Genomic DNA, 24917 nt, shown 5'->3' with positions numbered 1-24917 from the left:
CGACCCTGCCGACTCTGCGACGACCCGGAGGGAGGGTCAGCTCTGCCGGCGGGCCCGTGCTCGGCGCTTGCCCTCGTGCATCGCCGCCACCCGGGCGATCGGGATCTCGTGGCCCTCCGCGAGCAGGTCGGCCGGCAGCGCCTGCGGCTCGGGCATCCGCTCGCGCCACGGGTCGGCCTCGCCCAGGCGCTCGACGGCCGTGGCGACGGTGAAGTCGGCGGGGGTGACGTCGTCGAGCTCGTCCCAGTCGACCGGGAACGACACCGGCAGGCCCGGTCGCACCCGGGGGCTGTATGCGGCGACGACCGTGGCGCCGCCGGCCCGGGTCGAGTCGAGGAAGACCTTGCCCTCGCGGTCCTCCTTGATGAACGCGGTGGTGGCGACCTCGGGGTCGAGGCGCTCGGCGCGGGCGGCCAGGGCGCGGGTGGCGGCGGCCGCGTCCACGATGTCGACGTCCGCGCGCAGCGGCACGAAGATGTGCACGCCCTTGGAGCCGCTGGTCTTGACCGTGCCGGCGAGCCCGGTGTCGGCGAGGGCCTGCCGGACGAGCGCGGCGGCGCGGACCACGTGCCCGAAGTCGTCGCCTGCCGGCGGGTCGAGGTCGAGGATCAGGTGGGTGGCGCGCTGCTCGCCCACCGGGATCAGCGCCGGGTGGTACTCGACCGAGCGCTGGTTGGCGTACCAGAGCAGGGTGCGGCGGTCGTCGCAGACGGGGTAGTGGACCTCGCGGTGCGAGGCCTCGGCCCAGACCCCGACGGTCCTGATCCACTCCGGGGCGTACTTGGGCGCGTTCTTCTGCATGAACGGCTGCTGGCCGGGGCGCACCCGCATGACGGTCAGGGCGCGGCCGCGCAGCTCGGGCAGGATGCGGTCGCGCACCGCGTCGAGGTAATCGACGAGGTCGCGCTTGGTGGCGCCGGCCCCGTCGAACAGGGACTGGTCGAGATTGGTCAGCTCGACCCCGTCGCGTTCCTCGACCGTCTTCGCCCGCGCCATCGGCCCATCACACCACCTTCCGGGGTTCGAGGTGGTGCAGGCGCACGTCGGTCAGCGCGCCGTCGGCGGCGACGGCTGTCATCCAGGTGAACGTGGGCTGGCGGCGGCGGTCGGTGGGGGAACCGGGGTTGAGCAGGCGCAGGCCGTTGGGGGCGGTGGTGTCCCACGGGATGTGGCTGTGGCCGAAGACGAGCACGTCGGCGTCGGGGTGGGCGGCGGCGCAGCGGCGCTCGCGGCCGGCCTTCTGCCCGGTCTCGTGGACCATCGCGAACCGCACCCCGCCGAGCTCGACGCGGGCCACCTCGGGCAGGCGGGCGCGCAGCCCCGGACCGTCGTTGTTGCCGTACACGCCGACCAGCCGGCGCGCCCTGCCCTCCAGCTCGTCGAGCAGCCGCTCGGACACCCAGTCGCCGGCGTGCAGCACGACGTCGACCTCGTCGACCGCCGCCCACACCGGCTCGGGCAGGTCCTTCGCCCGCACCGGCAGGTGCGTGTCGGACACGATCAGCAGTGTCGGCACCGTCACCTCCGCTCGGGGTGCTCCGACGCGCCGGTTCGGGCACGTGGGGTTAGACAGTGTGCCCGGGGCCGACCGCCGTCGGCGCCCCACCCCGCCCGAGAACGAGGTTCCCCGCGTGTCCGACACCGCCACCGAGGACCGGTCCGCCCAGTCCGAGGAGGCCGATCCCCGGCGCTGGAAGGCGCTGTCGGTCGCGCTGACCGCGGGGTTCATGAGCCTGCTCGACGTCAGCATCGTCTCGGTCGCGCTGCCGTCGATCCAGCGCGCGCTGGGCACCGACGCGGCCGGGATCCAGTGGGTCGTCTCGGGCTACGCGCTGACCTTCGGGCTGGCGCTCGTGCCGGCCGGGCGGTTGGGTGACGCGTTCGGCCGCAGGCGCCTGTTCATGCTGGCGCTGAGCGGGTTCGTGCTGTTCAGCGCGTTGGCCGGGGCGGCGCCGAGCACCGGGTGGCTGATCGCCGCGCGGCTGTGCCAGGGCCTGGCCGCCGGGGCGATGGCCCCGCAGAACTCGGCGCTGATCCAGCAGCTGTTCTCCGGGGCCGAGCGCGGCCGGGCGTTCGGCTTCTTCGGGGCCACCGTCGGGCTCTCCACGGCCATCGGGCCGGTGACCGGCGGGGTGATCCTGGCCCTGGCCGGCGAGCAGGCCGGCTGGCGGTGGATCTTCCTGGTGAACGTGCCGATCGGCGTCGTGGCGCTGGTGCTGGCCTACCGGCTGCTGCCGCGCGGCGGCGGCAGCGGGAAGCGCGCCGAGATCGACTACCTGGGCGGTGCCCTGGTCGGCGCGGGTGTGCTCGCCGTGATGCTGCCGCTCGTGCTGGCCGAGGCCGGCGGGCTGGCCCGGCTGTGGTGGCTGTTCCCGGTGGGGGCCGGGCTGCTGGCCGCGTTCGTGGCCTGGGAGTACCGGATGACCCGCCGCGGCCGCGAGCCGCTGCTGAACATCAAGCTGCTCACCGGGACCGCCGGCTACGGCACCGGGGCCGCGCTCGGCATGGCCTACTTCGTCGGGTTCAGCGGCATCTGGCTGGTGTTCGCGCTGTTCTTCCAGGCCGGGCTGGGCTACACGCCGCTGCAGTCCGGCCTCGTGGTCACCTCGTTCGCGCTCGGCTCGGCGGCCTCGTCGGTGATCGGCGGACGGCTGGTCGAACGGTTCGGCCGGGCCCTGACGGTCACCGGGCTGACGATGGTGGTCGTCGGGCTCGCGACGACCGCGCTGGTCATCCGGCTGACCCCGCCGGAGTCGACGGGCGTCGCGGTGATCGCGCCGCTGCTGGTGGCCGGCATCGGCGGCGGCTGGGTGATCTCGCCCAACACCACCATGACCCTGCGCCGGGTGCCGGTCGGCATGGCCGGCTCGGCGGGCGGGGCGCTGCAGACCGGGCAGCGCATCGGCGCCGCGATCGGCACCTCGGCCCTGCCCGGCACCTTCTACGCCGTGCTGGCCACGAACGGCCGGGACTTCAAGGCCGCGGCCGCCACCGCGATCGGCATCGCCGCGCTCACCGTCTGCGTGGCGCTGTCGATCGGGATCGTGGAGTGGCGGCGGGCGCGCCACCGCGCCGCCGGTGTCGGTGCCCCGGACCCGGGCGCGCCCGACTCCGGCCACCACCACTACGGCGACCCGCACTGACCGGCGCGGAGAACGGGTCGTCGACCCGCCCTCCGCGCGGGTGTCAGCTGACGCCGACCAGGTCCACCACGAAGATCAGGGTCTCGTTCGGGCCGATGGCGCCGGGCGCGCCGCGCTGGCCGTACGCCAGGTGCGGCGGGATCTCCAGCCGGCGCCGGCCGCCGACCTTCATCCCGACCACGCCGCGGTCCCAGCCCTCGATGACCTGGCCCACGCCGAGCCGGAACGGCAGCGTGGAACCGCGGTTCCAGGACGCGTCGAACTCCTCGCCCGTGGAGTGGGCGACGCCGACGTAGTGCACCTGGACGGTGTTGCCCGCGGCGGCCTCGGGCCCGTCGCCGGCGACGATGTCGGTCACGACGAGGTCGGTGGGGGCGGAACCGGCGATCGGGTCGACCTCGGGTCGTTGCAGGGCCACGCTCATCCTCCAGATTCGACTGCTCCAGATTCGACTGAGCCGGCCAGCCTGCCAGAGCCGTTCGGCGGCGCCGACAGGGCCTCGCGCAGGAACTCGACCTGCAGCAGGAGCAGGTTCTCGGCCACGACCTCCTGCGGGGTCATGTGGGTCACCCCGGACAGCGGCAGCACGCTGTGCGGGCGCCCGGCGGCCAGCAGCGCCGAGCTGAGCCGCAGCGTGTGCGCGGCGACGACGTTGTCGTCGGCGAGGCCGTGCACCAGCAGCAGCGGCCGGCTGAGCTTCGCCGCGTCGTCCAGCAGCGACGAGCGCGCGTACGCATCCGGCTGCTGGTCGGGGTGGCCCAGGTAGCGCTCGGTGTAGTGGGTGTCGTAGAGGGCCCAGTCGGTGACCGGGGCGCCGGCGACCGCGGCGTGGAAGACGTCCGGGCGGCGCAGCACGGCCAGCGCGGCCAGGTACCCGCCGAACGACCACCCGCGGATGCCGACGCGCGACAGGTCGAGGTCGGGCACCTGCTCCGCCACCGCGTGCAGCCCGTCGACCTGGTCCTGCAGGACCGGCGCGGCCAGGTCGAGGTGCACCGCCCGCTCCACCTCCGGCCCGCGACCCGGCGTGCCCCGCCCGTCCACGACGACGACGGCGAAGCCCTGCTCGGCGAACCACTGGCTGGTCAGGTGGGCGTTGCGGCTGGCCACGACGCGCTGGGCGTGCGGCCCGCCGTAGGGGTCCATGAGGACGGGCAGCGGGGTGCCCGGCTCGTGCCACGACGGCAGCAGCACGGCGGCGGGCAGCTCCCGCTCCCCGGCCGTCAGCAGGGTGACCCGGGGCAGCAGGCCGGGCGCCTCGGCGAACGACTCGATGGTGCGGGTGACCTCGCCGCGGCGCACGGTCGTGGTGACGCCGTCGCTGTCGAGGTCGTGGCGGGCCACCACCAGGGTGCCGCCCACCAGCCGGCCGGTGTGCAGCCCGCGGCCGGGCGTCAGCTCGGTCAGCCCGCCCGGCCCGTGCGTCCAGAGGCCGATCGAGGTGGGCTCGGTGCCGGCGCGGAACAGCACGGTGTCGCCGCCGACGTCGATCACGTCGCGGACCTGCAGGGTCGGCGGCGTCACGGCCTCGCCGCCGACGACGAGCCGGCGCGCCCCCTCCGCGTCGGCGACCGTCACGAGCGCACCGGAGCCGGTCCAGGCCGGCACGCCGGCGACGAGGTCGACCCAGACGGGGTCGGTGCGCTCGTGCAGCCGCGTCGTGGCCCCGGTCTGCGGGTCGACGCCCAGCAGCAGCGCGCTGCGCTGGTCGCGCGGCTGCACGACGATCCACGGGCCGACCGGGCCCCACCCGGCGGCGGCCAGGTACTCGCCGTCCCAGTCGACCGCGACGCGGGAGCCGTCCAGGCGGACGAGGTGGACCGTGACCCGGGCGTTCGGGGTGCCGGCCGCCGGGTAGGCGACGACGGTGGGGGTGCGGCCGGGGTTGGCCGGGTCGGCGATGTGCCAGCGCGTGACCGGGCTCTCGTCGACCCGGGCGACCAGCAGCGACTCGCCGTCGGGGGCCCACCAGAAGCCGCGCATGCGGCTCATCTCCTCGGCCGCGACGAAGTCGGCCAGGCCCCAGCTGACCTGCGGGCCGTCCGGCTCGACGAGGGGCGCCGTGGTCCGCGCGGCGACCTCGTGCACGTGCAGCGCACCACCGCTGACGAAGGCGACCCGGCGCCCGGACGGGTCGGGCCGCGGGTCGATGACCCCGCCCGGTGTCGCGACCAGCCGCGGGCTGAGCCCGGCGGCGAACTCGGTGACGTAGAGCTGCCCGGACAGGGCGAACGCGGCGGTGGTGACCGGCCGGTCGGTGGCGTAGCCGACGATGCCGCCGGCCTGCTCGCGGCTGCGCTCCCGGCGGGCCTTCTCCTCCGGGGGCAGGTCGTCGCCTGCGCCGCGGCCGTCGAGCTCGTGCGGGTCGGCGACCAGCCGCTCCTCGCCGGTGGCGACGTCCAGCGTCCACAGGCAGGTGACCGGGTCGGTGCCGGCGCGGCTGCGCAGGAACACCACCCGCTCGCCGTCGGGGGAGACGTTCACGCCGCGGGGGGCGCCGAGGGTGAACCGGCGGGTCCTGGCCTGCCGGCGCGGGAAGCTGTCCGTCACGTGGCAAGTCTGCCCCGCGTGTACGACGGCCCCGACCGGACACCCCGTACGGGGGGTCGGCGACCGCACGTGGTCGACTGGTCGCATGAAGCGTTCCCTGCTGGCGGCCGCCCTGGTCGCCGCCGCGGCGGTGGCCGGATGCGGTTCCGGCGCCGAGCCCGCCGCGACCCCGCCGCCGGCCGCGCCGGTCGAGACGGCCGTCGCCCCTCCGGTGATCGCCCCGGTCGGCGACCCCCTGCCCGGCATCCCCGCGCTCGTCGGCGCCCCGACCGACCTCGCCGGCCCGGTGGCCGCGGGGCCGGGCACCGTCGACCCGCCGGCCGGGCTGCTGGCCCAGGACCTGGTGGTCGGATCCGGGCCGGCGGCCACCGCCGACGCCACCGTCGACGTGCGCTACACCGGCACCTTCTACACCGACGGCAGCGAGTTCGACAGCTCGTGGTCCGGCGGCGACCAGCCGGTCCAGTTCCCGCTGGACGGCGTGGTCCCCGGCTTCGCGCAGGGCATCGAGGGCATGCAGCCCGGTGGCCGCCGGGTGATGGTCATCCCGCCCGCGCTGGGCTACGGCAGCGAGAGCCGCGGGCCGATCCCGGGCGGCTCGACCCTGGTGTTCGTCGTCGACCTGGTGGCGGTCAGCTGAGCCGCTAATCCACGCAGGACGGCCCCGCGGTGCTGATCGGCGGGGGCGCGGTGGTCGGGGCCGGCACGGCGGCGCTGCCCGTCGGGGCCACCCGCTCCGGCGGCCGCGTCGCGCTGCCGCCGTCCGCGGGGCCGCCGATGCGGTCGACGTCCCCGGTGGGCTCCGCCGCTTTCGTCTCCACGGCCTCGAACTCCGCGTCCACGAAGTCGCGCACCGCCTCCGGGTCGATCTCCACGGCGACCCCGTCGGCCGGGGTGCGCAGGTCGGGGCGACCGGTGGGGATCGTGCGGAAGACGAGCGGGTCGCCCGCCAGGCGGCGCAGCTGCTGGGGCAGCTCCTCGATGCTCCAACCGCTGTCGAGCACGACGTGGCGGGTGGCGACGTCGACGAGCTGGTCGAGGCGGGCGGGGTCGGACAGGGTGCCGGCGTCGGTCAGGCGCTGGGCCAGCCCGGCCGCGAACGCCTGCTGGCGGGCGATGCGGTCGAGGTCGCCGCCGTCGAGGCCGTGGCGCTGGCGGACGAACGCCAGCGCCCCCGCCCCGCTCACGCTCTGCTGGCCGGCCGGCAGGTCGACACCGGAGTAGCTGTCGCGCACCGGCGCGTTCAGGCAGACCGGCACGCCGCCGAGCGCGTCGGTGAGCTCGACGAACCCGGCCAGGTTGATCTCGGCGAAGTGGTCGACGGTGATGCCGGTGAGGTCCTGCACCGTGGCGACCAGGGTGGCCCGGCCGGCCTCGCGGCCGCGGCGGTCGAGCTCGGGACCGGTGATGCCCTGGGCCTGCAGCGCCTCCTCGGCGGCCGCCTTGCCCCTCCGGTACGCCGAATTGATCTTGTGGGTGCCGTGCGCGCCGGCGATCGGGACGAACGAGTCGCGCGGGATGGACACGGCCACGGCCGCGCCGTCGTCGCCGGCCGGCACGTGCAGCAGCATGATCGTGTCGGTGTGCAGCTGGCCCTCGTCGGGGCCCGCGTGCAGCGCGTCGAGCAGCGGCTGGGGCAGCGGGTTGCCGGCGGCGTCGGTGCGCGCGTCCAACCCGACCAGCAGCGCGGTGAACGACTCGCCGACCGGGGTGGGGACGGCGTCGGGGATCGCGGCGGTGCTGGTGACCCGGCCCGTCTCCAGCCGGTGCTGCAGGTTCCACACGAGCCCGACGGCGACCAGCGTGGCGACCGAGGCCATGGCGATCACCGTGCGCAGTGCGACCCGCCCGACCGTCCTCGCGTCCATCCGTCCCCGATTCGCCCCCCGAGCGGCACGCCGGGAGCCGGTGGGCCGAGATCCACCCTAGGCAGAGAGCGCGATCTCCGCACGTCGTCGTGGGTGAACGCGGTGTTTCCGGCCCGCGTCACGGCTTGCGCGCGCGGAACCGCAGCGACCGCCCGGCGGTCGAGACGGCGACGTCGACGAACCCCGCGGCGGCCAGCCGGTCGCCCAGCGTGGCCGGGTCGAGTGGCACCATCGTGTCCCCGACGTGCAGCAACCGGAACGACCGGCTCACCGTGCTGTCCGAGCCCGCGAACGTCCCGCCCGGCGCGAGCACGCGGTGGGCCTGCGCGAAGAGCATGTCCTGGCGCCGCGCCGACGGCACGTGGTGCAGCATCGTGAAGCAGACCACACCGGTGAAGGCGCCGTCGGGGAACGGCAGGTCGGAGCCGTCGCCCTCGACGACCCGCACGTCCCCGCCGAGCTCGCGGCGCAGCCGCGCGGCCAGCGCCGGGTCGATCTCGACGGCGGTCAGCGCCGGCACGCGCCGCGCCAGCCGCCGGGTCGTCGCGCCGAAGCCGGGACCGATCTCCAGTACCTCGTCGCCGAGGTCGACGTCGCGCAGGGCCCACGGCAGCAGCCGCTCCCCGACCACGCGGTGCCACCAGTTCGACCGGCACAGCCGGTTGTGGATCGTGTTCACGGCGTCGACGCTATGGCCGCCGGGGCTGTCCGGATGCCGCTAACGTGACGGGCGATGTCGGGATCCGGACACCCCGCGGTGCTGGTGGGCAACTTCGCGCTGCCCCACCGCACCCGCTTCGCCCAGCACCGCCACCGCGTCCACCAGCTGGCCTGGGCGGCCGAGGGCGTCGTCAGCATCACCGTCGAGGACGCCGTGTGGGTGCTGCCGGCCACCCGGGCGCTGTGGATCCCGGCCGGGGTCCCGCACTCCGTCGACGGCGGTCCCGCCCTGATGCGCGCCGCCTACCTGCGGGAGAACCCGCACGGCTGGACCGCGCCGACCCCGGTGGCGGTCAGCCCGCTGCTGCGCGAGCTGTCCGACCACCTGGCCACCGCCCGGCCCGCCCCCGCGGCCCGCGCCCGCGCCGAGGCCGTCCTGCCGGACCTGCTCGACCCCGTCGACACCACGAGCGTCCGGCTGCCCACCCCGACGGACCCGCGGGCGGCCGCGGTGGCCCGCGGGATCGTCGACGACCCGGCCGACGACCGCGGCCTGGAGGCGTGGGGCCGGACGGTCGGGGCGAGCGCCCGCACCCTCGCCCGGCTGTTCGTCGCCGACACCGGGCTCAGCTTCGGCCGCTGGCGCACCCAGGCCCGGATGCGGGCGGCGCTCCTGCTCCTCGCCGCCGGGCTGCCCGTCGCGGTGGTGGCCGCACGGGTGGGCTACCGGACGCCGAGCGCGTTCGTCGCCGCGTTCCGCCAGCAGCTGGGGGTGTCGCCGGGGGCCTACTACTCCGGGCGGTGAGCGCCGCTCAGAGCGCGTGCCCGGTGGTGCTGTCGACGTGGTCGGGGATCGCGCCCTCGTGCCGGTCGCCGGTCGTCGAGGTCCCGGACGGCTCGAACATCAGGATCGACCCGCCGGGGGAGGAGGGCTTGTGCTCCACGCCCTTCGGCACGACGAACGTGTCGCCCTGCCGCAGCACCACCGTTCGCTCGGTGCCGTCGGGGTCGCGGAGCGCCACGTCGAAGCGGCCGTCGAGGACCAGGAAGAACTCGTCGGTGTGCTCGTGGACGTGCCAGACGTGCTCGCCGAGGGTGTGCGCCACCCGCACGTCGTAGTCGTTCATCCGGGCCACGATGCGGGGGCTGTAGACGTCGTCGAAGGAGGCCAGTGCGGCGGTGAGGTTCACCGGTGCGGTCATGCCGACGATGATCGGCCCGGTCGGCACCGGGGTTCTTGTACGTTGTTGACGTGGACGAGCCGCTGCCGCAGCGGTGCCGGGTCACGGCCTGGCGCCCGGCGGTCCCCGGCATCGCCGAGGTGTTCCACGCCCGGATCGTCGACTACGCCTACCCGCTGCACGTCCACGACACGTGGACCGTGCTGATCGTCGACGACGGGGCGATCGACTACGACCTCGACCGGCGGCTGCGCGGGGCGTCCCCGGCGACCGTCGCCGTCCTGCCGCCGGGCGTGGTGCACAACGGGCGGCCGGCCGCGGCGGCCACCGAGGGCTTCCGCAAGCGCAACCTCTACCTCGACCCGTCCTTCCTGCCCGCGGCGCTGGTGGGCCCCGCGGTCGACCGGACCACCATGGACGACCCCGCCCTGCGCGCCGCGCTCGCCGCCCTGCACGACGGGCTCGCCGCCGGGTCGGGGCCGCTCGACGCGGAGGCGCGGCTGGCGCTGATCGGCGAGCGCATCGCCGGCCACCTCCTCCCCGCGACCGGCGCGCCCCGCCGCCCCGAGAGCGCCGTCGCCGACCGGCTGCGCGACCTGCTCGACGCCCACCTGACCGACCCGCTGCCGCTGCGCGAGGCCGCCGCGCTCCTCGACCGGTCGGTCCCGCACCTGGTGCGCAGCTTCACCCGCCGGCACGGCCTGAGCCCGCACGCCTACGTGCTGGGCCGCCGCGTCGAGGCGGCCCGGTCGCGGCTGCTGGCCGGCGCCCGCCCGGCCGACGTGGCCGTCGAGCTGGGCTTCCACGACCAGGCCCACCTGACCCGGCATTTCCGCCGGCACACCTCGACCACCCCGGGGCGGTACGCGCGGGCGGCGAGGGCCCCTCAGCCGCCGTAGATGGGGGCGACGTCGATCTTGTCGTAGCGGCCGGGGAGGCCGGCGGTGTAGGTCGTGTACAGCACTTCGCTCGTACAGATGGTGGCCTGGACCAACTCCGGCGCCAGGTGGCTGCGGTCACAGGAGAACGTGCTGCTGTTGCCCAGCGGGCGCGGCACGTCCTTCGCCGCGCGCAGGGCCTCGCTGACCTGCTCGCCGGACACCGCGTCGCCGTCGGGCAGGCCGACGGCGTTCACCGCCCGGACGAACCCGAGCATCGACACGTAGCCGGCGGTGGTGAGGCCGGTGGGCTCGGCGGCGGGGGCGTACTGGCGCATCACGGCCCGGTAGACCTGCGACTCCTGGTGGTCGCCGCTCGGGTCGCCGACCGAGAACACCACGGCGTTGTCGACGGCCGCCTCGCCCAGCGCGTCGATCACGCCCTGGTCGACGCAACCGGTGCCCAGCAGCTTCGTCTGCTGGGCGCCGAGCGCGCTCAGCGCGGCCAGCACCGACTGGCAGGCCGAGCGCTCGGCCACCACCAGCACCGCGTCGGGGTCGTCGGCGAGGCCGTCCTCGACCTGGGCGGTCGCGTCGCCGCCCGGTGGCACGGCCACCAGTTCCATCCCGACCCCGGCCTTCGCGAAGAGCGACCGGCCGACGGTCTGCACCAGCCCCAGCACCTGCGGGCTCTCCACGCCGTAGATGGTGACCTTGTCGTAGCCGAGGTCGTGGGAGTACTGGGCGTAGGCGCCCAGCAGGCCGACGGCCCCGGAGCCGAAGAAGAAGGCGTCCTCGGAGGCGATCTCCGACGGCGACAGCGGCGACGACCCGACCCACGGGATGCCCGCGCCGACCGTCGTCGGCAGGACGGCGTCGGCGGTCGTCGGCTGCCCGGCGACCACCGCCACCACACCGGAGCGGACGAACTGCTCCGCGCAGGCCGCCGCGCTCGGCGCGTCGACCTTGTCGGCGCACCGCACGACCTCGACCCGGTGCCCGTCGAGCCCACCGAGGTGCTCGTTGGCGTAGGCGGCCGCGGCCTCCGCGGCGTCGCCGGTCGAGCTGAGGTCGGCGAGGGGGTTGTCCTCGACGTTGAACAGCCCAACGCGCACGGGGCTGCCGGTGGCCGGATCGGCGGGGCCGAGGAGCGGGTCGGACGCGGCGGCCGGGGTGGCGACCGGCCCGGGGGCGCCGGGCTGCCCGCAGGCCGTGACCGCGGCGACGACGGCGGCGACCACGGCCACCGCCGCTCGTCGAGTACCGGGACTGCGCACGCTACCTCCGTCGTCGGACCCCGCGCGGTCACGGTGCGAGATCACTGAGTGAGCCGGAGACCACTCTAAGGAAGCAGTTGAGCAGCCGTGCACGGGGGTTACCGGTCAGTAGATCAACACTCTCCGTGGTCACCCAGCGGAGTCGCGCCGACCTGCGACGACACTCCCGCGGAGGCGTCGGTGGTGATCGGAGCAACGAGGTGGCGTCACGTTGCGCAGCCGTACTGAACTGATCCGACGGCCGGCGGTCGGCATTCGCCGCGACGGGCGTCCTGATGCCTCCGTAGCTCGACGAGCTACGGAGCGCTACGCTGACCAAGTGAAGGTGATCAGCCAGCGCGAGTTCCGCAATAACTCCGCGGCAATCATGGATGCCGTCGAGGCCGGAGAGACCTACCACGTGACCCGGAACGGCACGGAGATCGCCGAACTGCGTCCGGTGGGGCGCCGTCGGCGGTTGACCGCGGAGGAGCTCGTCGAACGGCACAGGAAGCTGCCGCGCATCGACCACGACGGCATGCGGGCCGAGGTCGACGAGTTCTTCGGTTCCGAGGACCGCATCGACGGCCCCGATCACCAGCGGTGAAGGATCGCAACGAATCCGGTGTACTGGACACGAGTACGTACATCGACCTCGCGTTGCTGGACCCGGCCGTGCTCCCGCGGATCCCGGAGCTGACCGCCGTCACGATGGCTGAACTGCACCAGGGCGTCGCGATGGCCAAGGACGCCGCGAGCCGGGCAATCCGGACGGAGAAGTTGGGTGCGGCGATCGTCGAGTTCGAGCCGTTGCCCTTCGACGGTCCGGCGGCGGCGCGCTACGGGACGCTGGTGGCGCTGACCATCGCGGCCGATCGCAATCCCAAGCCTCGCCGGATGGACCTGATGATCGCCGCGATCGCCTCGGCTCGCGGGCTCGCCCTCTACACCCGCAACGGCAGGGACCTCGTGGGGCTCGGCGACATGCTCGACATCATCGAGGTGTGAGGGCGCTGCCGCCGCTGCGCCGGCCGGCACCGCCCCCACGGTCGGGGCCTACCCGGTCGCGGCGCCGAACCACCGGGGGAGGTGGTCGAGCAGGTCCCGCTGGTCGTCCCCGACCCACGCCACGTGGCCGTCCGGTCGCAGCAGCACCGCGGGCAGGTCCAGCTCCTCGCTGACGTCGACGACGTGGTCGACCCGGTCGGCCCACCCCGCCACCGAGAGCCGGCCGGTCTGGTCGAGCAGCAGCCCCCGCCCGCCGTGCATCAGCGCGTAGAGACGGCCCCGCTTCAGGCCCACGTCGCGCATCCGCCGCCCCAGCAGGGGATGGCCCTCGCCGAAGTCGTAGCGCACGGCGATCGCGGTGATCTTCTCGGTCAGGTGCCGGTTGACGTCCTCGAAGTCCACCAGCTCCGTCAGCAGCCTGCGCACCGCCTGCGGGCCCGGTTCGGTGGACAGCAGCACGGCTTGGGCGCGGGTGTTGTCCAGCACGTCGGCGGCCACCGGGTGCCGTTCGGTGTGGTAGCTGTCCAGCAGGCCCGCCGGCGCCCAGCCGCGGATGTCGGCGGCCAGCTTCCAGCCGAGGTTGAACGCGTCCTGGATGCCCAGGTTGAGGCCCTGCCCGCCCATCGGCGGGTGGATGTGCGCGGCGTCGCCGGCCAGCAGCACCCGGCCGACCCGGTAGCGCTCGGCCTGGCGCGTGGCGTCGCCGAAGCGCGACAGCCAGTGCGGCGAGTGGACGCCGAAGTCGGTGCCGGCGTAGGCCCGCAGCTGCCGGCGGAAGTCGTCGATGGTCGGGGTGACCGAGCGGTCGCCGACGAGCCCGTCGGCGGGCACGACGACGCGGTACCGCCCGTCGCCGAGGGGCCCCAGGCCGAACCGCTTCTCGGTCTCGCGGACCTCGGTGACGCGGGCGACCACCTCCTCGATCGGCGCCGTCGCCTCCATCTCGCCCAGCAGCGTCTCCGCTTTGGCGGGCTCGCCGGGGAACCCGACGCCGAGCAGCTTGCGCACGGTGCTGCGGCCGCCGTCGCAGCCGACGAGGTAGCGCGAGCGCAGCCGCGTGCCGTCGGCCAGTTCGACGGTCACGCCGTCGTCGTCCTGGTCGAGCCCCACCACCTCGCTGCCGCGGCGGACCTCGGCGCCCAGCTCGGCGGCGCGCTCGGCCAGCAGCCGGTCGGTGGTGGTCTGCGGGATGCCCAGCACGTAGGCGTGGGCGCTGTCCAGGTCGGGGACGGGTGTGACGATACCGGCGAAGAAACCCCCGACCGGGTGCTTCTTCCCCAGCGCGAGGAACCGTTCCAGCAGACCGCGCTGATCCATCACCTCGATGCTGCGCACGTGCAGTCCCAGCGAACGGACATAAGCGGCAGGCGCCTCGTCCCGCTCCACCACCAGCACGCGCACGTCGTGCAGCCGCAGCTCGCTGGCCAGCATCAATCCGGTCGGGCCGGCACCGGCCACGATCACGTCGAACATGGACCGCCCATTCATCGGGTGCATTTCACCGGTTCGCGGATTCGCGCATCCCGGCTCGGGCCGACGATTGTGCGGCAGTACCGGGGTCTTGCCGCAAGCCCCCCGGTGCGCTATACGTTGAACATGGGAGGGAGTGCTCGGCGGCTCCCCGGCGGTCCGATGGGCCACCCACGCGACCGGGCCACCGACGCGACGTAGGCGCCCCGGTCAGGCGGTTGCGCGGCTCACCAGCCGCGCGCCCGCCACTCGCCCAGCGACGGCCGCTGCTCCCCGAGCGTCGAGTCGTCCCCGTGCCCCGGGTAGAACCACGTCTCGTCCGGCAGTTCGCCGAACACCCTGGCCTCCAGGTCGTCCATCAGCGAGCCGAACTCGGTCGGGCCCGCCGTCCTGCCCGGACCACCGGGGAACAACGAGTCGCCGGTGAACAGGTGGGGGCGCTCGTCGCCGCGGTAGAGCAGGGCGATCGAGCCGGGGGTGTGCCCGCGCAGGTGGATGACGTCCAGCTCGACCTCCCCGAAGCGCACCGTGTCGCCGTGCTCGACCGGGGTGTCGGTGGGGATGGGCAGCTCGCCGGCGTCGGCGGGGTGGGCGATCTGGTTCGTCTGGAACATCCCGGCGACGGCGCCGAGGGCCACCCAGTGGTCCTGGTGGCGGTGCGTGGTGACGATGTGGCGCAGCTCGGGGCGGCCGTCGCCGGAGCCGACGAGGTCGGCCAGCCGCTCGGGCTCGTTGGCCGCGTCGATCAGCAGCGCCTCGTTCGTGGCCCGGCAGACCAGCAGGTACGCGTTGTTGTCCATCGGGCCGACCGACACCTTGGTGATGCTCAGCGCGTCGAGGTCGCGGCGGGCGGCGGGGCCGCCGGGATCGGTGTGACCGGAGTAGCTGTCCAGGACGTCCACAGCCGGACAGCCTAGCCAAATCACGGTGGGTAACGGTTGCGTCGCGGTCTCCCGGTCAGCGCCATCCGATTGTTGACAGAACCTTTACCGTTCGACCACGATCCGTCGACCCTTGGCTACCCCGCCTTTCGACGAGGAGCGCACACCACCATGGCGGACCAACCCATCCTCACCCGACGCCGTCTGCTCAGCCTCTTCGGGGCTGCCGCGACGCTTCCCGTGCTGTCCGCCTGCGGCAGCAGCGTCGGCGGCGGCGACACCGGTTCCGGCGGATCGGGGGGTGGTGGGGGCGGCACTGTCAAGGTCGGCCTGGTCGTCCCGCAGTCCGGCGTCTACGCCGCGCTCGGCACCGACCTGCAGCGCGGCTGGGAGCTGTGGCTGCAGCAGAACGGCGGCAAGTTCGGCGACTACACCGTCGAGACCGTGATCGCCGACGAGGGCGAGGGCCCGCCCACGGGCGTCCCCGCGGTGCAGAAGGTGCTGCAGAGCGACGGCGTCGACGTCGTCGTCGGCCTGGTGAACTCGGCCACCGCGCTGGGCGTCAAGGACACCCTGACCGAGGCCAAGAAGCTGCTGATCGTCACCAACGCCGGAGCCGAGGACGTCACGCGCGCCCAGCGCACGCCCTACATCTGGCGCTCGTCGTTCACCAACGGCCAGATCGCCGCGGCCATGGGCACCCACCTGGCCTCGTCCGGCTTCAAGGACGGCGTCTACCTGATCGCCCCGGACTACGCGGCCGGCAAGGAGGTCATCGCCGGGTTCACCAGCGCCTTCGAGGCCGGTGGCGGCACCGTGCTCGCCTCCGCGACCACGCCGTTCGGCACCACGACCGACTACCAGCCGTTCCTGACCGGCATCCAGCAGGCCGGCGCCAAGGCGACGTTCTGCTTCTACTCCGGCGCCGAGGCCATCGCCTTCGTCAAGCAGTACCAGCAGTTCGGGCTGTCCTCGACGATCCCGCTGTACGGCTCGGGCTTCCTCACCGAGGGCAGCGTGCTCAAGCAGCAGGCCGACGCCGCGCTGGGCGTGCAGACGACGCTGCACTACAGCGACCAGATCGACAACCCGGCCAACAAGGCGTTCGTGGAGGCCTACAAGGGCGCCTACGGCGGCGAGTCGCCCAGCTGCTTCTCGGTGCAGTCCTACGACGCGGCGAACGTGCTCAACCGGGCGCTGGCCTCCGCGACGGCGCTCGACGGCGACGCGCTGAGCACGGCGCTGGGCGGCATCGGCACCGTCGACGACAGCCCGCGCGGGCCGTGGGAGTTCGAGAACCAGACCCCGAAGCAGAACATCTACCTGCGCAAGGTCGAGAACGTCGAGGGCGTCCTGGTCAACGCGATCGTGCAGGACCTCGGTCCGCAGAGCCAGCCGGCGGCCTGATGCTGGTCAGCGTCCTGAACGGGTTCGCCATCGGCTTCCTGCTGTTCATCCTGGCGGTGGGGCTGTCGCTGGTGTTCGGCATGATGGACGTGCTGAACCTGGCCCACGGGGCGCTGTTCCTGGGCGGGGCGTACCTGGGGGCCGCGTTGGCCGGCAGCTGGGGCGGCTTCCTGGCCGCGCTGGCCGTCGCCGCGGTCGCCGGGCTCGCCGCGGGCGCGCTGCTGTCGCTGATGACCGAGCCCCTGCGCAACCGCTCCCACCTCGACCAGGCGCTGCTCACGCTGGGTGTGGCGTTCGTGGCGGCCGAGGCGTTGATCATCGTCTTCGGCGACGACCCGCTGTCCGTTCCGGCGCCACCCGGGCTGGACGGCTCGGTCACCGTGCTCGGCGCCACCTACCCGACGTACCGGCTGGTGCTGATCGGGGTCGGCGCGGTGCTGGCGATCGTGGTGCACGTCGTCGTGGAGCGCACGCGGATCGGCGCGCTCGTGCGGGCCACCGTCGCCGACCGGGAGATGGTCGCCGCGCTCGGCGTGGACAACCGGCTGGTCAAGGTCGTGGTGTTCGGCGTCGGGTCGCTGCTGGCCACCACGGCGGGCGTGCTCGGCGGCCCGATCTACGGCGCCCGCCCCGGCCTCGACGCCACGGTGCTGATCCTGGCGCTGGTCGTCGTGGTCATCGGCGGACTGGGTTCGGTGCGCGGGGCGCTGCTCGGCGCGCTGATCATCGGCCAGGTCGACACCCTGGGTCGGCTGCTGCTGCCGGAGCTGGCCTCGTTCGTGCTGTTCGCCGCGCTGGCCCTGGTGCTGGTGCTACGCCCCCAGGGGATCCTCGGCGGGGCGGGGGCCCGGGCACGATGACCGCTGTGCAGACCCGTATCCCGGTAGCCGACGCGCCGGCAGAACCCAACCGGCTGCGTCGCGGCCTGCCGCGGATCGTCGCGGTGGCTGTGGTGCTGGTGCTGGCGGCCGCGCCGCTGTTCCTGGCCCCGTTCGCCACCACGACGCTCACCCGCATCGTGGTGTTCGCGCTGTTCGCGGTCAGCCTCGACCTGCTGGTCGGCATCACCGGCCTGCCCTCGCTCGGGCACGCCGCCTACTTCGGGGCGGGGGCCTACGCCGCCGGCTGGGTGTCGATCAACGTGACGGCCGAGGCGCCCGTGCCGTTGCTGGTCGGGGCGGCGACCGGGGCCGTGGCCGCCGCGCTCACCGGCTGGATCACCGTGCGCACCGGCGGCGTGTTCTTCCTGATGCTGACGCTGGCCATCGGCGAGACGGTGCAGCAACTGGCCAACACCTGGGAGGACGCCACCGGCGGGGCCAACGGCCTGACCGGGGTGCCGTCCGTGCGACTCGCCGGGGAGCCGCTGGTCAACGCCGGCTACCTGTACTGGTACGTGCTGGCGATCGGCGTGGTCGGGTTCGCGCTGGTGTGGCTGGTGGCCCGCTCGCCGTGGGGCGCCGCGCTGCGCGGCATCCGCGACAACGAGCCGCGCATGCGCGCGCTGGGCTACCCGACGGCGGTCTACAAGTACGCGGTGTTCGTGCTGGCCGGGTCGGTGGCCGGGGTGGCGGGGTCGCTGCTGGTGGCCCAGCAGCGCCTGGTGACGCCGGCCGACCTCAGCTTCCTCACCTCGTCGTTCGCCCTGCTCGCGGTGGTGATCGGCGGTGCGGGCTCGCTGTGGGGCGCGTGCCTGGGCGCGGCCGTCGTCGTGCTGGTCCGGGAGACGCTCGGGGCGAGCCTGGACGGGCACGGCCCGCTCGTGCTCGGTCTGGTCTTCGTCCTGGTGGTCTACCTGCTGCCGCGCGGTGCCGCCGGCCTGCGGTGGCCCCGGCGCGACAAGGGGAGATCGACGTGATGGCGCTGCGCAGCACCGGCCTGCGGCGCTCGTTCGGCGCGCTGGCCGCGGTCGACGGCGTCGACCTGGCGGTCGCGCCGGGCGCCCGCCACGCCCTCATCGGGCCGAACGGGGCCGGGAAGTCCACGCTGTTCAAGCTGGTCACCGGCACCATGCGGGCCGACGCCGGCACCGTGGAACTGGGCGACCGCGACGTCACCGGGCTGTCCGAGGTCGCCCGCTGCCGGCTCGGGATGAGCCAGACCATGCAGCACGCGAGCCTGTTCGGCTCGATGACCGCGACCGAGACCGTCGCCCTCGCCGTGCAGCGCCACGACGGCAGCCGGATCACGCCGTGGCCGCGCCGCCAGCGGGCCGTGCGCGAGCGCGCCGAGGAGCTGCTGGCCGGGGTCGGACTGGCCGGGCGGGGGAGCACCCCCGTCCCGTCGCTGTCGCACGGCGAGCGCAAGCAGCTCGAGGTCGCGGTGGCGCTGGCCTGCAAGCCGTCGCTGCTGCTGCTGGACGAACCGGCCGCCGGCATGTCGGCCGCCGAGCGGGCCCGGCTGGTCGAGGTGCTGGCCGAGCTGCCGGCCGACATCACCCTGCTGATCGTCGAGCACGACCTCGACCTGGTGTTCTCGGTGGCCGACGCGGTCACCGTGCTGCACCTGGGTCGGGTCCTGCTCTCCGGCACCCCGGACGAGGTGCGGGCCAGCGAGGACGTCCGCGAGGCCTACCTCGGGGCCAAGCGGCGCGAGGAGCTGTTCCTGGGATGACGTTCCTTGAGGTGCGCGGGCTGGTCTCGGGCTACGACCGGGGCCGCGTGCTGCACGGCATCGACCTCGACCTGGACTCCGGCGGGGCGCTCGGGCTGCTGGGGCGCAACGGCGTCGGCAAGTCGACGCTGGTCATGACGCTGGCCGGGCTGGTCCCGGCGGCGGAGGGCTCGGTCCGCCTCGACGGCGAGGACCTGACCGGGCGCCGTCCCGACCGGATCGCCCGGGCCGGGGTGGCGCTGGTGCCGCAGGGGCGGCGGGTGTGGGCCCCGCTGACCGTGGCCGAGCACCTGGCCCTGGCGTCCGGGCGCCGCGCCGGCAGCTGGACCGTCGACGGCGTGCTCGACCTGCTGCCCAGGCTGGCCGAGCGCCGTCGCCAGCTGGCCGGGCGGCTGTCCGGGGGCGAGCAGCAGATGCTGGCGATCGCCCGCGCGTTGCTCACCAACCCGCGCCTGGTGCTGCTCGACGAGCCGTCCGACGGGCTGGCCCCCGCGGTCGTCGACCAGGTCGCCGAGGTGATCACGACGATGCGGGCGGAGGGGGTTGCCGTGCTGCTCGTCGAGCAGGACCTGCACCTGGCCTTCGCCGTCGCCGACGAGATCGCGGTGATGGACAAGGGCGCGCTGGTGCACCGCGTGCCGACCGAGGCCTTCCGCCGCGACCGCGCCACCGCGCAGCGCCTGCTCGGGGTCGCCTGAGCGTCAGCCGGTGGTCAGGACGGTCCGGATGCTGACGCTGTCGCGCAGCAGCCGGGTCACCGGGGTGTTGTCGACCTCGGTGGCGAGCTGGCCCCGCATGTCGGGATCGACCGCCCCGGTCACCGCCACCCGCCGGTCCATCATCGGCGGCGTGCCCGGCCGCACGGCGACGCGGACCTCCACCTCGCCCGGGTCGATCCGCCACTGCCGCAGGAATGTGCGCACCGACATCGCCGTGCAGGCCGCGAGCGAGCCGGCCAGCAGGCCGAACGGGGTGGCGCCGACCGGCTCCGGCCCGTGGTCGGCCGGGATCTCGCAGGGCATCTCGAAGCCGTTGACCGTGACGTCGGCGTTGCGGTGCTCGACGTCGGGGAGCCGGGCCACCGACCACACGTTGGGTTCACCCACACGGCCAGCGTAGGCCGTGATCACCGCCGGGCGCCCGGGCGTGGCCGGCCTCGACGCGCGCGGAACAACGCGGCGCTCCATGCTGTTGGCGGTGGGGGTGGCGGGACCCCGACCCGCCGCCCCGATCTTCGAACAGGCGTGCGATCCTCGGCGCGGCGAGCCGGTCCCCGAAGCCGGTCCGCCCGGCCGACCCGACTTCCCCGGCGGGTTCTTGTCGGTGGCCGCGCCTAGCATGGAACTGCGGGTGCCGTGCGCCCCGCGGACTGATCCCAGGAGGGCTCCCCGGTGGCCGAAGGCACCACGAACGGCAGGGTCGAGGGCCACGTCGACCCCGCGATCGAGGGTCCGCGCCTCGTCGTGCGCGGCGCCCGCGAGCACAACCTGCGCGGCGTCGACCTCGACATCCCGCGCGACAGCCTGGTCGTGTTCACCGGCCTGTCCGGGTCCGGCAAGTCCAGCCTCGCCTTCGACACGATCTTCGCCGAGGGCCAGCGGCGCTACGTCGAGTCCCTGTCGGCCTACGCCCGGCAGTTCCTCGGCCAGATGGACAAGCCCGACGTCGACTTCATCGAGGGTCTCTCGCCCGCGGTCTCGATCGACCAGAAGTCCACCAACCGCAACCCGCGCTCCACCGTCGGCACCATCACCGAGGTCTACGACTACCTGCGGCTGCTCTACGCCCGGGCAGGCGTCCCGCACTGCCCGGTCTGCGGGCACGTGATCGAGCGCCAGACCCCGCAGCAGATCGTCGACCAGGTGCTGGCGATGGCGGAGGGCAGCCGGTTCCAGGTGCTCGCCCCGGTGGTCCGCACCCGCAAGGGCGAGTTCGTCGACCTGTTCACCAACCTGCAGCAGCAGGGCTACTCGCGCGTCCTGGTCGACGGCACCGTCCACCAGCTCAGCAGCCCGCCCACGCTGAAGAAGCAGGAGAAGCACGACATCTCCGTCGTGGTCGACCGGCTCGCCGTCAAGGAGTCGGCGAAGCAGCGGCTGACGGACTCGGTGGAGACGGCGCTGCGGCTGGCCGACGGCCTCGTCGTGCTCGACTTCGTCGACCTGCCCGACGACGACCCGCACCGCGAGCGCCGCTTCTCCGAGCGCATGGCCTGCCCCAACGGCCACCCGCTCAGCCTCGACGACCTCGAGCCCCGCACGTTCTCCTTCAACTCGCCCTACGGCGCCTGCCCCGACTGCACCGGCATCGGCATCAAGAAGGAGGTCGACCCGGAGCTCGTCATCCCCGACGCCGACGCCAGCCTGGCCGACGGCGCCATCGCCCCGTGGGCCGGCGGGCAGTCCGCGGAGTACTTCGGCCGGCTGCTGGAGGGCCTGGCCAAGTCGATCGGGTTCCGGATGGACACCCCGTGGCGCAAGCTGCCCGCGGCGGCGCAGAAGGCGGTCCTGCACGGCAGCACCGACCAGGTCCACGTCAAGTACCGCAACCGCTACGGCCGCGAGCGCTCGTACTACGCCAACTTCGAGGGCGTCATCCCGTTCCTCGACCGCAGGCTCGACCAGACCGACTCCGAGTCGCAGCGGGAGAAGTACGAGGGGTACATGCGCGACGTGCCGTGCCCCACGTGCAAGGGGGCGCGGCTCCGGCCCGAGGTGCTGGCGGTCACGCTGAAGCACCGCGAGCAGGGCGACCGCTCCATCGCCGAGGTGTCGGCGATGTCGGTGTCGGAGTGCTCGCAGTTCCTCGACGGCATGGTGCTCGACGCCCGCCAGGCGATGATCGCCGGGCGGGTGCTCAAGGAGGTGCAGGCCCGGCTGGGCTTCCTGCTCGACGTCGGCCTGCACTACCTCTCGCTCGACCGGCCGGCGGGCTCGCTGTCCGGCGGCGAGGCGCAGCGCATCCGGCTGGCGACGCAGATCGGGTCTGGTCTGGTCGGCGTGCTCTACGTGCTCGACGAGCCGTCCATCGGGCTGCACCAGCGCGACAACCGCCGGCTCATCCAGACCCTGGTCCGGCTGCGCGACATGGGCAACACGCTCATCGTCGTCGAGCACGACGAGGACACGATCCGCGCGGCGGACTGGGCCGTCGACATCGGGCCGGGCGCCGGCGAGCACGGCGGGCACATCGTGCACAGCGGCCCGGTCGCCGGGCTGGAGGCGCACGACACCTCGCTCACCGGCGCCTACCTGTCGGGCCGCCGCTCGATCCCGGTGCCGATGGTGCGCCGCCCGCGCGACCCGAAGCGCAAGCTGACGGTCGTCGGCGCCCGCGAGCACAACCTGCGCGGCATCGACGTCGACATCCCGCTGGGCTGCCTGGTCTCGGTCACCGGGGTCTCCGGTTCGGGCAAGTCGACGCTGATCAACGACATCCTGGCCACGGTGCTGGCCAACAAGCTCAACGGCGCCCGCCAGGTCCCCGGCCGGCACACCCGCATCACCGGGCTCGACGGGCTCGACAAGCTGGTCCGGGTCGACCAGTCGCCGATCGGGCGCACCCCGCGGTCCAACCCGGCCACGTACACCGGCGTGTGGGACCAGGTCCGCAAGCTGTTCGCGGCCACCACGGAGGCGAAGGTCCGCGGCTACCAGCCGGGCCGCTTCTCGTTCAACGTCAAGGGCGGGCGCTGCGAGGCCTGCTCGGGCGACGGCACGATCAAGATCGAGATGAACTTCCTGCCGGACGTCTACGTCCCGTGCGAGGTGTGCAAGGGCGCCCGGTACAACCGGGAGACCCTTGAGGTGCACTACAAGGGCAAGACGGTCGCCGACGTGCTCGACATGCCGATCGAGGAGGGCGCGGAGTTCTTCGCCCCGATCACCTCGATCAGCCGCTACCTGCGCACCCTGGTCGACGTCGGCCTGGGGTACGTGCGGCTGGGCCAGCCGGCGCCCACGCTGTCCGGTGGCGAGGCGCAGCGGGTCAAGCTGGCCAGCGAGCTGCAGAAGCGCTCCAACGGCCGCACCGTCTACATCCTCGACGAGCCCACCACGGGCCTGCACTTCGAGGACATCCGCAAGCTGCTGCTGGTGATCAACGGTCTGGTCGACAAGGGCAACTCGGTGATCGTCATCGAGCACAACCTCGACGTCATCAAGACCAGCGACTGGATCATCGACATGGGCCCGGAGGGCGGCTCGGGCGGTGGCACGGTGGTGGCCCAGGGCACTCCGGAGCAGATCGCCGCGCACCCCACCAGCTACACCGGCCAGTTCCTGCGCGACCTGGTCACCCCCGAGGTCGAGCCGGCGCCGCGCAAGGCCCCGGCCCGGCGCAAGAAGGCCGCCGCGGCCAGCTGACGGGGGGGTCGTGGGGGGGGGGGGGGGGGGGGGGGCCCCGCCCGGGCCCGCGGGCGCCCCCCCCCCACGACGTGGTCAGGGGGTGCGGCCGGTGGCGGCGAGGATGCGGTCCAGCAGCGGGGCGTCGGCGGGCACGTCGACCTCGGGGCCGAAGATGCCCATGTCGCGGCCCGTCGGGCCCATCTCCCGCACGGCCTCCAGGATCGGCGCGAGGACGTCGTCGGGCCAGTGCGCCGCGGTGCCGGCGGCGCGCGCCAGGTCCGAGCCGTGCACCACGAGCTCGCCGAGCACCATGTTCCCGATCACCGGGGCCGGCATCGGCTCCGGGCCGCCCATCGTCGTGGTGCCGGTCCAGGCCGCCTCGTCGGTCCACGCGGCCACGACGTCGGCGTGCGCGGCGTCGAGGGCGGCGGGCCAGTCGTCGAGCGCGACGTCCTGCTCGGTCGCGGCCGTGGGGGTGGCCGCGGTCCGGCGGCCGGCGGCGGCCAGGAACGGCGCCCAGTACAGCTGGTGGCGCACGAGCGCGGCCAGGTCCCAGTCGGCGCAGGGGGTGGGGGAGTCGAGCGGGGCGGCGGCGGCCGCGCGGACGATCGCCGGGAGGGGAGCGGCGGCGGCCGTCATGAGCTGGGTCGGGAGCAGTGCGGTCGGCATGGCGACGACGGTAGGGACCTCTGCGCCGGCGGTATTGAACGAACGCGACACGGCCCGACGGCGGGCGTCGTGGTGACGCGCGGAGAGCGCGACCCGCGCGAGCTGTCCGGGGCCTGGGTCCGCCACCAGCGCATCGACTACCCGGAACCCGCGCCCGATCTGGCGCCCTTCGTCGAGCGGTACTGGGCCGTCGACTTCGACTACGCCACCCCGTACCGGCAGAAGATCGTCCCGATGCCGAACGTGCAGGTCACCATGGTTCCCGGCGCCCACCCGGAGGTGCACGGCGTGTGCACCGGCTTCCAGGTGAAGGTGCTGTCCGGCCGGGGCCGGGTGGTCGGCGCGGCGGTGCGCCCCGGCGCGTTCCGGGCCTTCCTGGACGGCCCGGTGGCCGCGCTCACCGACCGCACCGTCCGGGCCGACTCGCTGCCCGCGTTCGCCGGCGCCCCCGAGGAGCCGGTGACGACCGGGGCGCTCGAGGAGTGGCTGCGCCGGCACCTGCCCGCCCCCGGCCCCGACGGCGCCGGCCGGGAGGCGTGCGACGCGGTGGCGCTGGTGGCCGCGGACCCGTCCATCGCCCGCGTCGACCAGCTCGCCACGGCCACCGGAAGCAGCGTGCGCCGGCTGCAGCGGCTGTTCGCCGAGCACGTCGGCGTGGGCCCGAAGTGGGTCATCCGCCGCTACCGGCTGCGGGAGGTCACCGAGCGGATGGCGGCGGGTGGGCGTGTCGAGTGGGCCGCCGTCGCCGCCGACCTCGGCTACGCCGACCAGGCCCACCTCGTCCGCGACTTCACCGCCCTGTTCGGCGAGTCGCCCACCCACTACGCCCGCCGCTACCCGGTCTGACAGGGACGGCTAGATGTACTGACCGGACAGGTTGGTCAACCTGGTGATAGGCGGGACCCGTCCGATGGCGGTGTGGGGCCGGTGATGGTTGTACTCGTGCAACCAGCCCGGTAGCGCCTTTCGGCGTTGCGACTCGCCGGT

General features: G+C 74.2%; 26 protein-coding genes. 13 read left to right on the top strand and 13 right to left on the bottom strand.

Annotation, left to right across the window (positions count from 1 at the left end):
- Window positions 1-36 precede the first annotated feature (36 nt).
- On the bottom strand, window positions 37-996 hold the full coding sequence (locus tag KIK08_RS15030; RefSeq protein ID WP_214403753.1) for a DNA polymerase domain-containing protein: 960 nt from the start codon (window positions 994-996) through the stop codon (window positions 37-39).
- Between the two features lie 7 nt (window positions 997-1003).
- Window positions 1004-1516, bottom strand: coding sequence for a metallophosphoesterase family protein (locus tag KIK08_RS15025; protein ID WP_308257646.1), 513 nt, complete (start codon window positions 1514-1516; stop codon window positions 1004-1006).
- Between the two features lie 211 nt (window positions 1517-1727).
- Here KIK08_RS15025 and KIK08_RS15020 point away from each other — a divergent pair, with 211 nt between their 5' ends.
- The gene (locus KIK08_RS15020; protein ID WP_214403751.1) at window positions 1728-3143 is read left to right on the top strand and encodes an MFS transporter; all 1416 of its coding nucleotides are present in this window, start codon (window positions 1728-1730) and stop codon (window positions 3141-3143) included.
- Between the two features lie 43 nt (window positions 3144-3186).
- Here KIK08_RS15020 and KIK08_RS15015 read toward each other — a convergent pair whose 3' ends face one another.
- Both KIK08_RS15015 and KIK08_RS15010 read right to left on the bottom strand, forming a co-directional pair.
- On the bottom strand, window positions 3187-3567 hold the full coding sequence (locus KIK08_RS15015; protein ID WP_305849586.1) for an FKBP-type peptidyl-prolyl cis-trans isomerase: 381 nt from the start codon (window positions 3565-3567) through the stop codon (window positions 3187-3189).
- Window positions 3564-5693, bottom strand: a complete 2130-nt coding sequence (locus KIK08_RS15010) for a S9 family peptidase (RefSeq protein WP_308257644.1) — start codon at window positions 5691-5693, stop codon at window positions 3564-3566. Before KIK08_RS15010 ends, KIK08_RS15015 begins: the two co-directional genes overlap by 4 nt.
- An 85-nt stretch (window positions 5694-5778) precedes the next feature.
- Between KIK08_RS15010 and KIK08_RS39940 the strand changes: the two genes are divergently transcribed.
- On the top strand, window positions 5779-6333 hold the full coding sequence (locus KIK08_RS39940; RefSeq protein WP_250557041.1) for an FKBP-type peptidyl-prolyl cis-trans isomerase: 555 nt from the start codon (window positions 5779-5781) through the stop codon (window positions 6331-6333).
- A gap of 4 nt (window positions 6334-6337) precedes the next feature.
- Here KIK08_RS39940 and KIK08_RS15000 read toward each other — a convergent pair whose 3' ends face one another.
- Together KIK08_RS15000 and KIK08_RS14995 are read right to left on the bottom strand one after the other, a co-directional pair.
- Entirely contained in the window at window positions 6338-7561 is a 1224-nt protein-coding gene (locus KIK08_RS15000; RefSeq protein WP_214403749.1) for an LCP family protein, read from the bottom strand.
- 118 nt (window positions 7562-7679) lie between these two features.
- Entirely contained in the window at window positions 7680-8240 is a 561-nt protein-coding gene (locus KIK08_RS14995; protein ID WP_214403748.1) for a class I SAM-dependent methyltransferase, read from the bottom strand.
- Window positions 8241-8294: 54 nt separating this feature from the next.
- Between KIK08_RS14995 and KIK08_RS14990 the strand changes: the two genes are divergently transcribed.
- Window positions 8295-9026 (top strand): AraC family transcriptional regulator, encoded by a 732-nt coding sequence (locus KIK08_RS14990; RefSeq protein WP_214403747.1) that lies wholly within the window; start codon window positions 8295-8297, stop codon window positions 9024-9026.
- Between the two features lie 7 nt (window positions 9027-9033).
- Here KIK08_RS14990 and KIK08_RS14985 read toward each other — a convergent pair whose 3' ends face one another.
- Window positions 9034-9423 carry a cupin domain-containing protein gene (locus KIK08_RS14985; RefSeq protein WP_214403746.1) on the bottom strand — a complete coding sequence of 130 codons (390 nt, stop codon included), beginning with the start codon at window positions 9421-9423 and terminating at the stop codon, window positions 9034-9036.
- A 50-nt stretch (window positions 9424-9473) separates the two neighbouring features.
- Between KIK08_RS14985 and KIK08_RS14980 the strand changes: the two genes are divergently transcribed.
- Window positions 9474-10301 (top strand): AraC family transcriptional regulator, encoded by an 828-nt coding sequence (locus KIK08_RS14980; RefSeq protein ID WP_308257643.1) that lies wholly within the window; start codon window positions 9474-9476, stop codon window positions 10299-10301.
- Here the strand turns inward: KIK08_RS14980 and KIK08_RS14975 are convergent.
- Window positions 10289-11557: an ABC transporter substrate-binding protein gene (locus KIK08_RS14975; RefSeq protein ID WP_214403745.1), complete on the bottom strand. Its 1269-nt coding sequence runs from the start codon at window positions 11555-11557 to the stop codon at window positions 10289-10291. The two genes, KIK08_RS14980 and KIK08_RS14975, sit on opposite strands and share 13 nt — an antisense overlap.
- Before the next feature lie 319 nt (window positions 11558-11876).
- Here KIK08_RS14975 and KIK08_RS14970 point away from each other — a divergent pair, with 319 nt between their 5' ends.
- Together KIK08_RS14970 and KIK08_RS14965 are read left to right on the top strand one after the other, a co-directional pair.
- On the top strand, window positions 11877-12143 hold the full coding sequence (locus KIK08_RS14970; RefSeq protein WP_214403744.1) for a type II toxin-antitoxin system Phd/YefM family antitoxin: 267 nt from the start codon (window positions 11877-11879) through the stop codon (window positions 12141-12143).
- Complete coding sequence (locus KIK08_RS14965) at window positions 12140-12544, top strand: type II toxin-antitoxin system VapC family toxin (protein ID WP_214403743.1); 405 nt, start codon at window positions 12140-12142, stop codon at window positions 12542-12544. Before KIK08_RS14970 ends, KIK08_RS14965 begins: the two co-directional genes overlap by 4 nt.
- Window positions 12545-12592: 48 nt before the next feature.
- Here KIK08_RS14965 and rox read toward each other — a convergent pair whose 3' ends face one another.
- On the bottom strand, window positions 12593-14017 hold the full coding sequence (gene rox / locus KIK08_RS14960; protein WP_214403769.1) for a rifampin monooxygenase: 1425 nt from the start codon (window positions 14015-14017) through the stop codon (window positions 12593-12595).
- A gap of 224 nt (window positions 14018-14241) precedes the next feature.
- On the bottom strand, window positions 14242-14916 hold the full coding sequence (locus KIK08_RS14955) for an MBL fold metallo-hydrolase (protein WP_214403742.1): 675 nt from the start codon (window positions 14914-14916) through the stop codon (window positions 14242-14244).
- Between the two features lie 150 nt (window positions 14917-15066).
- Between KIK08_RS14955 and KIK08_RS14950 the strand changes: the two genes are divergently transcribed.
- Genes KIK08_RS14950 through KIK08_RS14930 form a run of 5 tightly spaced genes read left to right on the top strand, consistent with a single transcriptional unit; the run spans window position 15067 to window position 19613 of the window.
- Window positions 15067-16302: an ABC transporter substrate-binding protein gene (locus KIK08_RS14950; protein WP_214403741.1), complete on the top strand. Its 1236-nt coding sequence runs from the start codon at window positions 15067-15069 to the stop codon at window positions 16300-16302.
- Window positions 16302-17162 carry a branched-chain amino acid ABC transporter permease gene (locus KIK08_RS14945; RefSeq protein WP_214403740.1) on the top strand — a complete coding sequence of 287 codons (861 nt, stop codon included), beginning with the start codon at window positions 16302-16304 and terminating at the stop codon, window positions 17160-17162. The genes KIK08_RS14950 and KIK08_RS14945 overlap by 1 nt, the downstream gene beginning before the upstream one ends.
- Window positions 17163-17167: 5 nt before the next feature.
- Window positions 17168-18160: a branched-chain amino acid ABC transporter permease gene (locus tag KIK08_RS14940; protein WP_214403739.1), complete on the top strand. Its 993-nt coding sequence runs from the start codon at window positions 17168-17170 to the stop codon at window positions 18158-18160.
- Entirely contained in the window at window positions 18160-18915 is a 756-nt protein-coding gene (locus tag KIK08_RS14935; RefSeq protein WP_214403738.1) for an ABC transporter ATP-binding protein, read from the top strand. The genes KIK08_RS14940 and KIK08_RS14935 overlap by 1 nt, the downstream gene beginning before the upstream one ends.
- Window positions 18912-19613: an ABC transporter ATP-binding protein gene (locus tag KIK08_RS14930; protein WP_214403737.1), complete on the top strand. Its 702-nt coding sequence runs from the start codon at window positions 18912-18914 to the stop codon at window positions 19611-19613. Before KIK08_RS14935 ends, KIK08_RS14930 begins: the two co-directional genes overlap by 4 nt.
- Window positions 19614-19616: 3 nt before the next feature.
- On the opposite strand, the gene KIK08_RS14925 is transcribed toward KIK08_RS14930, so the two are convergent.
- A complete protein-coding gene (locus tag KIK08_RS14925) occupies window positions 19617-20021 on the bottom strand; it encodes an OsmC family protein (protein WP_214403736.1) in 405 nt (134 codons plus the stop codon).
- Window positions 20022-20357: 336 nt separating this feature from the next.
- On the opposite strand from KIK08_RS14925, the gene uvrA reads away from it, so the two are divergent.
- Entirely contained in the window at window positions 20358-23279 is a 2922-nt protein-coding gene (gene uvrA, locus KIK08_RS14920) for an excinuclease ABC subunit UvrA (protein ID WP_214403768.1), read from the top strand.
- Window positions 23280-23354: 75 nt separating this feature from the next.
- Here the strand turns inward: uvrA and KIK08_RS14915 are convergent, their stop codons facing one another.
- Window positions 23355-23930 carry a TIGR03086 family metal-binding protein gene (locus tag KIK08_RS14915; protein ID WP_214403735.1) on the bottom strand — a complete coding sequence of 192 codons (576 nt, stop codon included), beginning with the start codon at window positions 23928-23930 and terminating at the stop codon, window positions 23355-23357.
- A gap of 69 nt (window positions 23931-23999) precedes the next feature.
- Between KIK08_RS14915 and KIK08_RS14910 the strand changes: the two genes are divergently transcribed.
- Window positions 24000-24776, top strand: a complete 777-nt coding sequence (locus tag KIK08_RS14910; RefSeq protein WP_308257642.1) for an AraC family transcriptional regulator — start codon at window positions 24000-24002, stop codon at window positions 24774-24776.
- Window positions 24777-24785: 9 nt separating this feature from the next.
- On the opposite strand, the gene KIK08_RS14905 is transcribed toward KIK08_RS14910, so the two are convergent.
- Window positions 24786-24917, bottom strand: a 132-nt coding sequence (locus tag KIK08_RS14905) for an integrase core domain-containing protein (protein WP_214403766.1), incomplete at its 5' end; no start/stop codon positions are given.

This window comes from Pseudonocardia lacus (assembly GCF_018531445.1).
Taxonomy (GTDB): Bacteria; Actinomycetota; Actinomycetes; order Mycobacteriales; family Pseudonocardiaceae; genus Pseudonocardia; species Pseudonocardia lacus.
The sequence above is the reverse complement of the archived record's forward strand: the minus strand, read 5'-3'. Positions and strand labels throughout refer to the sequence as shown.

Coding starts and splice junctions, on each gene's coding strand:
- KIK08_RS14990 (WP_214403747.1), top strand. CDS start 8,295: ATGTCGGGATCCGGACACCCCGCGGTGCTGGTGGGCAACTTCGCGCTG.
- KIK08_RS14950 (WP_214403741.1), top strand. CDS start 15,067: ATGGCGGACCAACCCATCCTCACCCGACGCCGTCTGCTCAGCCTCTTC.
- KIK08_RS15030 (WP_214403753.1), bottom strand. CDS start 996: ATGGCGCGGGCGAAGACGGTCGAGGAACGCGACGGGGTCGAGCTGACC.
- rox (WP_214403769.1), bottom strand. CDS start 14,017: ATGTTCGACGTGATCGTGGCCGGTGCCGGCCCGACCGGATTGATGCTG.
- KIK08_RS15015 (WP_305849586.1), bottom strand. CDS start 3,567: ATGAGCGTGGCCCTGCAACGACCCGAGGTCGACCCGATCGCCGGTTCC.
- KIK08_RS14945 (WP_214403740.1), top strand. CDS start 16,302: ATGCTGGTCAGCGTCCTGAACGGGTTCGCCATCGGCTTCCTGCTGTTC.
- KIK08_RS15020 (WP_214403751.1), top strand. CDS start 1,728: ATGAGCCTGCTCGACGTCAGCATCGTCTCGGTCGCGCTGCCGTCGATC.
- KIK08_RS15000 (WP_214403749.1), bottom strand. CDS start 7,561: ATGGACGCGAGGACGGTCGGGCGGGTCGCACTGCGCACGGTGATCGCC.
- KIK08_RS14915 (WP_214403735.1), bottom strand. CDS start 23,930: ATGCCGACCGCACTGCTCCCGACCCAGCTCATGACGGCCGCCGCCGCT.
- KIK08_RS14930 (WP_214403737.1), top strand. CDS start 18,912: ATGACGTTCCTTGAGGTGCGCGGGCTGGTCTCGGGCTACGACCGGGGC.
- KIK08_RS39940 (WP_250557041.1), top strand. CDS start 5,779: ATGAAGCGTTCCCTGCTGGCGGCCGCCCTGGTCGCCGCCGCGGCGGTG.
- KIK08_RS14935 (WP_214403738.1), top strand. CDS start 18,160: ATGGCGCTGCGCAGCACCGGCCTGCGGCGCTCGTTCGGCGCGCTGGCC.
- KIK08_RS14985 (WP_214403746.1), bottom strand. CDS start 9,423: ATGACCGCACCGGTGAACCTCACCGCCGCACTGGCCTCCTTCGACGAC.